Here is an 8,920-nt window from a genome sequence, read left to right as displayed (position 1 = left end):
GGATCTGGTGATGATGAAGTCAAGTTGCTGTGTGTTGTCCAGGGGTGGCATGGCCAGAGGTGTCAGATGTGACGAGGGTGACGGCGCGCGATCCGCTGCGTCTCCGGGGCAGATACAGCCTGGACGCCCAGCCGTTCGAGATCCCAGACAACGTCTTGTGTCCAGGGGGCGGCCACCCGCACGTCGTGCCACGGCGTCAAGCCGGGCAGCGATCCATCCATGACCTCGACGAGGGCCTTGTCCGCTGAAGTCTCGAGCTGATCCGCCACACGCGGCACACTCGAGAATCTGTACCCCCACTAGCGATAGTCCTCTCGCGACCTAGATGACAAGTCGGTAAGGCCAGCCTCGACGGCGGACGCGCTCCGACCACCCAACTCAACTCGGCGAACACACCGAACTCGGCGACTGTGAACAAAGTTCGCAATTACAGAATATACATTTGCTAACGGCGTTCGCAACTATCTGGAGAGGGCCTGGTTCGGCACGGCATACTTCGCTCTCCGAGTCGTCCGTTTGCGAAGCGTCAATCACCGCCGCCGACCGGCGCTTCATCGCGCAATCGCGCAGTTCACTGACGCGGTGGCCGTCGCTGAGGACGTTCGCTCTCGCTGTGCAGCCGGAGGCCTCGAATCGGCTACATGGGCGGCTGAGCCCGGGGCTCCACTTGGTGGAGATGCTGCGGCGGAGCGACTTTCGTGGACCGGTTCCGGAGGAGTCGTTTTAAGATTCGCGCACCCAACCCGGGATGGTATGGATCGGCAATCGCACCGGTGACGAGGAACTCGAGATTGTCCAAGATGCGCTCGCTGATAGCGTCGTGGCTGTGGCGCAACGCCACCGTCCAGAGGAGGTACGGGATGATCGATGGCTCTGCCGATAGCGCGTGGCTGATCCGAGTGCCTCCGTCGACCGGCTCCAGGACATATCCGTGACTTCCAGCGATTCCGGGAATTTCGCCGAACCACAGCCGTCGCGGCGGCTCGACTTCTTCGATGTGGTAGCTGATCGGGCTCACGCCGTTGTGCTGGACCATCTTGCCGCCCGAGTGCAGACCCTCGGGAAAGCGCACCCATCCCCACTCCGGCGGATATAGCGGGTCATCGTCCGTGCCGAGCAATGTCAATGCGGCCCATAAATTTTCGGGAGTTGTCGAAAGTACTCGCCGATGCACGGTGTGGATGCGGTAGGACATGGCTCGCCTTTGTCGGAAGAAAGTTGTCATTGTTCACATCTACGAAAGACAATGTAAATGATGTCAACATCGAAGCGCAAGGCCTATCACCATGGAGATCTGCGCCGAGCGCTGGTCGACGCCGGACGCGCACTGGTGCAGGAGGACGGAGTCGCGGGGCTGACGCTGCGCGCGGCCGCGACGCGGGCGGGAGTGTCCGCAGCGGCGCCGTACCGGCATTTCGCTGACAAGGAGGCACTGCTCGCCGCTGTGATGACGCAGGGTTTCGGAGAGTTGGCGCAAGCCCTCTCCGCCATCGAGGTCGATGACCCGCTGCTAAGGCTGCACGCCATCGGCCATCGCTACCTGGAGTTCGTAGCGGCCGAGCCTGCCCTGTCCCAGCTGATGTTCGGCGGATCCGTCGCCGACGGCGATGTCCATCCGGAGTTGGCTGCGGTGCGCGGTTCGGTGCGTGACACCTTCGCGGGAGCAATCGGGGACGCATGGCGGGCGGGGGCGATTCGTGGGCCTTCAGTAGATGCGATCATGCTCACCATGCGCTGCGTTATGCAGGGCTTGGCTACGTTCGTCGCTACCGGCGAAATCCCCGCCACACGTGTGCGGTCCCTGGCCGACTCCGTCTTCGCTACCATCGACACCGGCCTAGTGCCCCGCTGATCCGGGACGGTCAGGACCGCTTCTTTACACTACGGAGCAGATCTGTATGTGTAAGTGACATGGGTGTCGATGACCGCGCTCCTGGCCGCCCTCGGAGTAGGGAAGCCGATGCCGCTATCCTGAACGCGGCGTTGGAGCTGTTGATCGAACGCGGCGCGGAGATGACCAGCGTCGAGCTGGTTGCCCGGCGCGCCGGAGTCACCCGGGCAACCGTGTACCGGCGGTTCCCGGACAAGACTCGGCTATTGATCGCCTCGGTTGAGGCCGCGTACGGCGACCCTCCGCGAACGCCGGAGATTCGCGACATCGCGCACGCGCTGTCCGGGTGGGCTCATGCTCTCGCAAACCCGCGCCAACGCCACCTCTTACGGCGGCTCTACGGCGCCATCGAGGGCAACCCCGAACTTGCGCGCACCTACCAGGACCTGTTCGGTCAGCATCGCGACCGGGCGCGTCGGGACATGCTCGAGCGGGCTCGTGATCGTGGGCAGCTACCTGCGGACACTGACCTCAACACGCTGCTGGACCTGCTCACCGGAGCGGTCTGGCAACACTTGGCTACCCGGCCGGACACCAGCACGGCCGACGAAATCGAGCAGTATCTGCGCGCCGTGCTCCACCAGACCGGCTACCGGCCCGACGCACATCAGCAACCATCTGTCGAGGACGGCAAGTAAAGCTGGCCGACTCATAGAAAGGATCAGAGCAACATGTCAACCGCCAGCGTCGAGGCGCAGGAACGTAGCCGGACGTTCGCCCGCGTCATCGGTCCCTTATATCGCAACCTTCACTATCATTTACGCCATCCGCCTGCCCAGCCTGGACCTCGATCTGTTCGCCGATCCCGTCCACGTCTGGTTGGTCGGCACCCTGATGCTCTTCGACGGGCTTATCATCATTGGCGGTCACCGTACTGGCTCGGACCGCTCGCTGTCACCGTGTCGCTTTTCGGTTGGTTCGTCGCGCTACGGGGCCTTGTCCTGATCGCAAACCCCGAAGCAATGGAGTCGGGCGTCGATAGCACCATGCAATCACCGACCGCAACGCTCGTGGCCCGGATCTTTTTCGGCGCCTTGGCCGTGGTCGGCCTGTTGCTGGCCTACGCAGGCTGGTTCACCAAGCCGGTCACCGCGCCGCCATCAGTGCCCACGACAATGACCACGTGAGTGCCACCCGCAACTCGCCATCGCCCGCCGCTCCGTCGGCGACTGATCCTGGGCATGCGTCAAGCGGTTCATGCGTGCGGTGCTGCACCAGGCTCGGTGTCGGCCCCGCACATCTGCACAAAACATCGGCGCCTACCCGCGCATCCGGCAACAGTCGGAACGGCAATTCGCTAGGCAGAAGCGTACGCGAATTGTCCTCTCGCACACGAGCCGTGGTCCCCAGCATGATCGACCACTCGCGCGCTTGCGTTCTGTAGACGCGAGTACGGCAAGAGCTGAACAGCGTGTCCTAGCTTCCGCTTGGTCGACCACCGCCAGGGATGATGCCGAACAGCAGTGCTTCGATGCCTGCCCGGAACACCGCATCATTGTCGACTGGTGTGGTCGCGGACTCGGTAGTGGCGAGCAGCGCGGTCAGATGCGGGTAGACACCATGAGCCAGCATCTTCGGAATGTGGTCGGACTCACCCATGCTAGGCGCGGAAAACCCCGCTGCTTCCAAGCCGGCGAAGGCGCGTACCCACCCCGACAGTAGGCTGATACCCATCAGGGTCGCGTTCGCGTCGAGTCCCGCTTGAACCAAGGCGCCAGCCATGTGGTCGAGATATCGCATCGAATTCGGACCGAGGTTCAACGAAACAACCTCTCCTAAACCCTCCCTCAACCATGGGTGTCGTCGATGCAACGCCCGTGCCTGGTCCAGCATTGCGAAGACGTCAATGCACACGTCTCCGGTTAGGGGCGGGTAGTCGTATTCAGCGGCTACGTGGTTCACCATGAGCGCGAGTAGGTCTTTTTTGCCGTCGACATACCGATAGAGCGAGGCCGCGGCGGTCCCGAGGTCGTCCGCGATGCGACGCATCGATAGTGCGTTCAGCCCCTCCGCGTCGGCGAGACGGACGCACACGTCCGCCACCTCGTCCAGGGTGTAGCTGCGGCGCGGCCCCGGTTTGGGATCATCGCCTCGCAACCACAATGAGGTCGAGGAAGCCGTCGGTGTCATGCCAGTCAGCATGCCACTACCCGATAGTTGCGAACTGTGTTAGCAAACATCTACTCTGCAACTGCGAACATTGTTCACAATTAATGGAGGATTGGTGACCGTCATCGAAGCCGCTGCGCTGACTAGTCGATATAGCTCAGGCGGCGCAGTAAACGTGCGAATGCTCGTCGGCCAGGGCCATCCCTTGCTCGGATTGAACAGTTCGAGCAAGACCCCACTGTGCGCACACTGGCAACACTCCAGCGTCCGATCCGTGGGCCGCGGCCCGGATCTGATGCCTGGTGGTGGGGCCCAACTTGATGTCTTCTGATCGCGAAATCCCTTCGGGGCCGGGCTCCCGGCCTCTAGTTCAATGCTGCCGAACCCGAGTTCGCGAGACCTCGAAATCTGAACTGCCCCAGCTCATTACGAATCCGGAAAGGATTTGCGCAGATGTTCGCACGACTGGGGGCCGTGGTGGTCCACAATCCGTGGAAGGTGATCGGCTTGTGGATGCTGCTCACCATTGCCGTGGTGGTCTCGGCACCGGAACTCAAATCAACGACCGACCAATCCGCTTTTCTGCCTTCGCATTACGAGTCGATCCAGGCGTTGGAGGTGCAGCAGGAGTCGTTTCCGCAGAGCTCGGCGCCCGCTGCGATCATTGTGTTCGCCCGAGCGGACGGGGCGCCGCTGACCGCGGGTGATTCGGCGTCAGTGGCATCGATCGGCACCGAGCTGCTGGGTGCACGGATCGCCGACGTCACCGTGATCCAGCCGGTACCGCCGTCGGAGAACCGCCTTGTCCAGATCTTCGCGGTGGAGATGACCAAGGTGACCAGTCCGAGTGACGCTACCCAACGCGACGCGGTCAAAGCGCTGCGCGCGGAACTGAAGCAACGCGTGGCGGGTACCGAGCTGAAGGCGGGCATCACCGGTCAGGCGGCTCAGTCGCTGGACCAGCAGGAATCCAGCGAAAAGGGCATGGTGATCATCGGTGTCGCCACGATCGTGCTGATTCTGGTGCTGCTGCTGGTCATCTTCCGCAGCCCGGTGATCGCGCTGCTGCCGATCCTCGTGATCGGTGCGATCTCCAGCATGGTCAATGGGTTGATCGCCATGGTGGCCAAGGCATTCAACTTGCAGATCGACGCCTCGGTCAACGCTATCCTGCTGGTCGTGCTGTTCGGTGTCGGCACCGACTACATCCTGTTCTTGATGTTCCGCTATCGCGAGCGGCTGCGTGCGGGCGAAGATCCGAAGACCGCCATGGTCAGTGCCGTCACCCGCGTTGGCGAGGCCATAACCTCCGCGGCGGGCGCGGTGATCATCGCGTTCATGGCGCTGATTTTGTCCACGCTCGGCATGTTCCGCGCGCTGGGGCCGGCATTGGCGATCGCGGTGGCGGTGGCGCTGGTGGCTGGGCTGACGCTGGTGCCAGCGGTGGTTTCGCTGCTGGGCACCAAGGTGTTCTGGCCGTCCAAGGCTTGGCGGACCGAGCCGAAAGGTGCGCGTTTCGCCGCAGCTGGCAACGCGCTCGGTAGGCGGCCCGGCGTTTTCGCGGTGATCTCCGGTGGGGTGCTGATCGCGCTTGGGGTGTTCGCGTTCGGTTTCCACCCGACCTTCGACCTCGGCTCCAGCTCGACCTCGCAGGCATCCGAATCCGTGGTCTACAGTAAGGAATTGGTGAAGGATATGCCCGCGGGGACGACGCAGCCTTCGGACGTCCTGCTGCGTTCCGGCGGTGGCGAGTTGACCGATGAACAGCTCAACACCTACCGAAGCGCGCTGGGTGCGGTGCCCGGCGTCGGACAGGTGGCCGAACCGAAGCTGTCTGCGGACAAGACGATCGCCGATTTCGTGGTGACGCTGACCGACGTGCCCGAGTCGGACGCCGCTCTGGACACTGTCGAAGGGCCGTTGCGGGATGTCGCGCACTCGGCCGCACCCGTCGGCACCACTGCGGCGGTCGGCGGGATGACCTCGGTCTTCGTCGACTTTCAGGATGCGATGGCCCGCGACTACGCGATCGTGTTCCCGGTGGCGGCGGTCCTGATCATGATCGTGCTCGGGTTGCTGCTGCGCAGCCTGGTCGCGCCGTGGTACCTGATGGCGTCGGTATTCCTCGGGTTCGCCGCCACGCTCGGCGCCGCGGTACTGGTGTTCCAGCACATCCAAGGAGAATCCGGCCTGATGTTTACGCTGCCGGTGATCATGTATCTGTTCGTGGTCGCACTCGGCACCGACTACAACATCCTCATGGTCGCCCGGCTACGGGAGGAAGCACACGCGGGCAATGAACCGAAACACGCCGCCGCACTGGCAGTCCGGCACACCGGACCAACCATCGCGGCGGCCGGCGTGATCCTGGCAGGTACGTTCGCGTCGATGATGCTCGCGGGCAACAACGCGCTCTCACAGATGGGCTTCGCCATCTCGGTCGGTATCGGAATCGCCGCGTTTGTCATGGCGATGTTCTTCACACCCGCCCTCACGGCGATGATCGGGCACAAAGCATGGTGGCCTGGGCGTGGTGGCCACAGGGTCGATGGCGCCGGACCGGGTGTGCCGCGGTGGGGCAAGTCGGATGATTTCGCCTACTTCCACGACGCCGAGCAAACCCTGGCCGCGAAGGGCGAGTCCCGCCGGGAGTGGTCGAACACGGGCGACTGAGGCGGGCAAGATGAGCGAGGGCTGTGTACTCGAAATCCATCGGGCGCACAGCCATTTTCGCAGCGGAATGCTGGCCGCGCGGGCATGATTCGCATCAGCTTCGCCGGGTCTGGGCGGCGGCTGGGCAAAGATGCCAGCTGGTCACCACGAACTCACGAATGGAACTCACGAATGATTACGCGATCTCACCAGTACGGTCCCCATTGCTGGGAGGTTCCTGGTGCCGGTTCGGGGGATGTTGAGACGCTGGTGCTCAACCGTCTGCAACAGGCAGCTTGATGGAGATCAACATGTTGGACGAGGCAGCCGATCCCACGCCAGCGCCATCCCCGGGACCGCCGCCCACCCCACCCACGCCGGAGCCGAAGGGCTGGCAGGTGCGGCTCGATCCGCCACCCCAGGCATCGAAAGCCCTGGCCGACTATATAGTTGAAGCCCGAGACGTTTTCCAGGATCTGGCCGATACGTTAGGTACCCCGGAATACGCGGTTTCCCCGCCCGTGACTCGTCCCGTGACCCCGCCCTTACTGGCTGCGGACAATGCCGCCGGTCTTGCCGGGCTCGCCGCCGAATCGTATTTGACCTCCCAGAATGATCTGCAAGGTCATCAGACGGTGTGGCATGGCGCCGACGGCGCGGCGGCCGCCATCGCGCAACGAGCGTCCACCGTAGGTTCGACGGCCCTGCGCCAACTCCAGGACCGGGTCTTTCGATTGCAGGATATGTTGACTGCGGCCAACCTGGATCAAATAGTGCCAGCGTCCTACGCCGAACGCCATACTGCCGGTGGTGGTCTTGCGTCGTATGCCGAATACCGGCTTGCCGTCACAGTCGAGCGAACGCTTAAGCAAGCCTATGCTGTCGTCATCCGTGCACAGACGGAACTGGGCCTCGAGGAGACCCCACCGCTGGTGCCGCAGTTTCCGACGGTCCCCCAGGGGATTGTGCCGCCCCAGCCTGTCCCCATGCCTGAGCGACAGCGGCATCCGCAAAGTCCCGGGACGCTCGAAGTATGAGGTCCGACCGGATACCGGAAGTAGCCCTCGCTGCACGTGCGCCGTCGAGCGCCTCGTGTCCGGCTTCATCCGTGATGAGGCCGGAAGCGACGAGCGCGGCCACCGACCTCCCGAGAGCGCTGTCGGCAGGATGCCGCTCGCCCATTTGAGCGAATTCGATGTTGTCCGCGTCGTCGTCGGCGGCAGCCCTCGCCGCGGTCCGCTCAACCGAAAGGTCGGGCGCCTGGTCGGAATCGTCGTGGCGACGATGACGTCGATCCTGAAATCCTTTGGCTAATTGTAGGATTCGCGGGTCGAGAAGACTGCGCGGCCGAAAGTTGATCGAGTTGGCAGTGACCGAGGCTCAGGAGCGGGAGTCGGTGCGCGGGCGGCGACGTCGATGCAGGCGTATGTGTTGCTATGCCGGAACGTACTGGTCTGCGTTCGGTCGCGGTCGTCGAAATGCGGAGGTCCCAATCGAAACAATATGTGCTCATGATGGGAAGGCCGAGCGCGGACAGGACACCGCCACCGCGCCGGGTTCCGCGGTGCTGACGGGGACACTTATCGGTGTTGTGGTTCTCTTGTGCGTCCACCTCGACCGGGCTCCGTTCGTGAAAAACTTGACCGGTCCGATCAGCTCTTCGGCCTGGTGATCGGCGGGATTCTGCTGAGTGGGTGCCTGCTGGCGTGGGCGATCAAGACGCTGTATCTCCTCGGCGGAGCGCACCGATGGGTCCTGGAAAGTCGTACCAGTGCCGATGGTGGTGTTCGCGGGCCTGGTGGTCGGGTTGGTTTTTCAGCCCGCGAGCTTCGGCTTCGCACGTCCGGAAATGGAAGAAATCGCGGTCGAGATGCTGCGCGAGGATGGGCCGAACACGCGCCGAGACCTGAGTCTCGGCGGGCTCGATATCAGCTTGGTTCACCGCGAGACCGATGGGCGCGTCTACTCCTATAGCGCCTACTGGTTCGTGGGCTCCACCGTCTGCGGCTGGGTCCACTCGCCCAGTGCCGAGCCAATAGGGAGTGGTGCTCGACGGTTCGAAAAGCTATCCGCAGATTGGTATTCGTTCGTCTTCACTGCCGCCTCAGGCGCTGGTGGTTCGACTTCTGTCTCGACGCTGTCGCCGACCCTTCGATACGCCGCTTATCTCCTCTGAGCGGTCCCCGATGACGAGACCACCCGGAATTGAGTCCAGGTGATTTCGTTCCGTGTTCAGTTGGTCCCGCAGGCCACCGGGTGGTGGGTGCA

At 63.3% G+C, this 8,920-nt stretch carries 10 protein-coding genes; 7 read left to right on the top strand and 3 right to left on the bottom strand.

From position 1 onward, the window contains the following. Positions 1–62 precede the first annotated feature (62 nt). Both ACIBW7_RS42650 and ACIBW7_RS42645 read right to left on the bottom strand, forming a co-directional pair. Positions 63–278: a hypothetical protein gene (locus tag ACIBW7_RS42650; protein ID WP_397056792.1), complete on the bottom strand. Its 216-nt coding sequence runs from the start codon at positions 276–278 to the stop codon at positions 63–65. A 359-nt stretch (positions 279–637) separates the two neighbouring features. After that, positions 638–1,195, bottom strand: a complete 558-nt coding sequence (locus ACIBW7_RS42645; RefSeq protein ID WP_397056790.1) for a hypothetical protein — start codon at positions 1,193–1,195, stop codon at positions 638–640. A gap of 60 nt (positions 1,196–1,255) precedes the next feature. Here ACIBW7_RS42645 and ACIBW7_RS42640 point away from each other — a divergent pair, with 60 nt between their 5' ends. From ACIBW7_RS42640 to ACIBW7_RS42630, 3 genes are all read left to right on the top strand, one after another. After that, a complete protein-coding gene (locus tag ACIBW7_RS42640; RefSeq protein ID WP_397056788.1) occupies positions 1,256–1,852 on the top strand; it encodes a TetR/AcrR family transcriptional regulator in 597 nt (198 codons plus the stop codon). Between the two features lie 59 nt (positions 1,853–1,911). Then, positions 1,912–2,529, top strand: coding sequence for a TetR/AcrR family transcriptional regulator (locus tag ACIBW7_RS42635; RefSeq protein WP_397056786.1), 618 nt, complete (start codon positions 1,912–1,914; stop codon positions 2,527–2,529). Between the two features lie 348 nt (positions 2,530–2,877). Then, on the top strand, positions 2,878–3,018 hold the full coding sequence (locus ACIBW7_RS42630) for a hypothetical protein (protein WP_397056784.1): 141 nt from the start codon (positions 2,878–2,880) through the stop codon (positions 3,016–3,018). Positions 3,019–3,307: 289 nt separating this feature from the next. Here ACIBW7_RS42630 and ACIBW7_RS42625 read toward each other — a convergent pair whose 3' ends face one another. Beyond that, complete coding sequence (locus ACIBW7_RS42625) at positions 3,308–4,021, bottom strand: TetR/AcrR family transcriptional regulator (protein WP_397056782.1); 714 nt, start codon at positions 4,019–4,021, stop codon at positions 3,308–3,310. A gap of 432 nt (positions 4,022–4,453) precedes the next feature. Between ACIBW7_RS42625 and ACIBW7_RS42620 the strand changes: the two genes are divergently transcribed. The 4 genes from ACIBW7_RS42620 to ACIBW7_RS42605 all read left to right on the top strand — a co-directional run bounded on the left by ACIBW7_RS42620 (position 4,454) and on the right by ACIBW7_RS42605 (position 8,828). Next, positions 4,454–6,673 (top strand): MMPL family transporter, encoded by a 2,220-nt coding sequence (locus ACIBW7_RS42620; RefSeq protein ID WP_397056780.1) that lies wholly within the window; start codon positions 4,454–4,456, stop codon positions 6,671–6,673. 278 nt (positions 6,674–6,951) lie between these two features. Continuing rightward, the gene (locus ACIBW7_RS42615; protein ID WP_397056778.1) at positions 6,952–7,689 is read left to right on the top strand and encodes a hypothetical protein; all 738 of its coding nucleotides are present in this window, start codon (positions 6,952–6,954) and stop codon (positions 7,687–7,689) included. Positions 7,690–7,744: 55 nt separating this feature from the next. Beyond that, entirely contained in the window at positions 7,745–7,966 is a 222-nt protein-coding gene (locus ACIBW7_RS42610) for a hypothetical protein (RefSeq protein WP_397056776.1), read from the top strand. A gap of 457 nt (positions 7,967–8,423) precedes the next feature. Continuing rightward, positions 8,424–8,828: a hypothetical protein gene (locus ACIBW7_RS42605; protein ID WP_397056774.1), complete on the top strand. Its 405-nt coding sequence runs from the start codon at positions 8,424–8,426 to the stop codon at positions 8,826–8,828. The last annotated feature ends 92 nt before the right edge of the window (positions 8,829–8,920 follow it).

Source organism: Nocardia sp. NPDC049526, from assembly GCF_044465765.1.
Taxonomy (GTDB): Bacteria; Actinomycetota; Actinomycetes; order Mycobacteriales; family Mycobacteriaceae; genus Nocardia.
The sequence above is the reverse complement of the archived record's forward strand: the minus strand, read 5'-3'. Positions and strand labels throughout refer to the sequence as shown.

Excerpts from the sequence above, each read along its gene's own strand:
- ACIBW7_RS42625 (WP_397056782.1), bottom strand. The coding sequence starts at position 4,021 with ATGACACCGACGGCTTCCTCGACCTCATTGTGGTTGCGAGGCGATGAT.
- ACIBW7_RS42640 (WP_397056788.1), top strand. The coding sequence starts at position 1,256 with ATGTCAACATCGAAGCGCAAGGCCTATCACCATGGAGATCTGCGCCGA.
- ACIBW7_RS42645 (WP_397056790.1), bottom strand. The coding sequence starts at position 1,195 with ATGTCCTACCGCATCCACACCGTGCATCGGCGAGTACTTTCGACAACT.
- ACIBW7_RS42635 (WP_397056786.1), top strand. The coding sequence starts at position 1,912 with ATGGGTGTCGATGACCGCGCTCCTGGCCGCCCTCGGAGTAGGGAAGCC.
- ACIBW7_RS42630 (WP_397056784.1), top strand. The coding sequence starts at position 2,878 with ATGCAATCACCGACCGCAACGCTCGTGGCCCGGATCTTTTTCGGCGCC.
- ACIBW7_RS42620 (WP_397056780.1), top strand. The coding sequence starts at position 4,454 with ATGTTCGCACGACTGGGGGCCGTGGTGGTCCACAATCCGTGGAAGGTG.
- ACIBW7_RS42615 (WP_397056778.1), top strand. The coding sequence starts at position 6,952 with ATGGAGATCAACATGTTGGACGAGGCAGCCGATCCCACGCCAGCGCCA.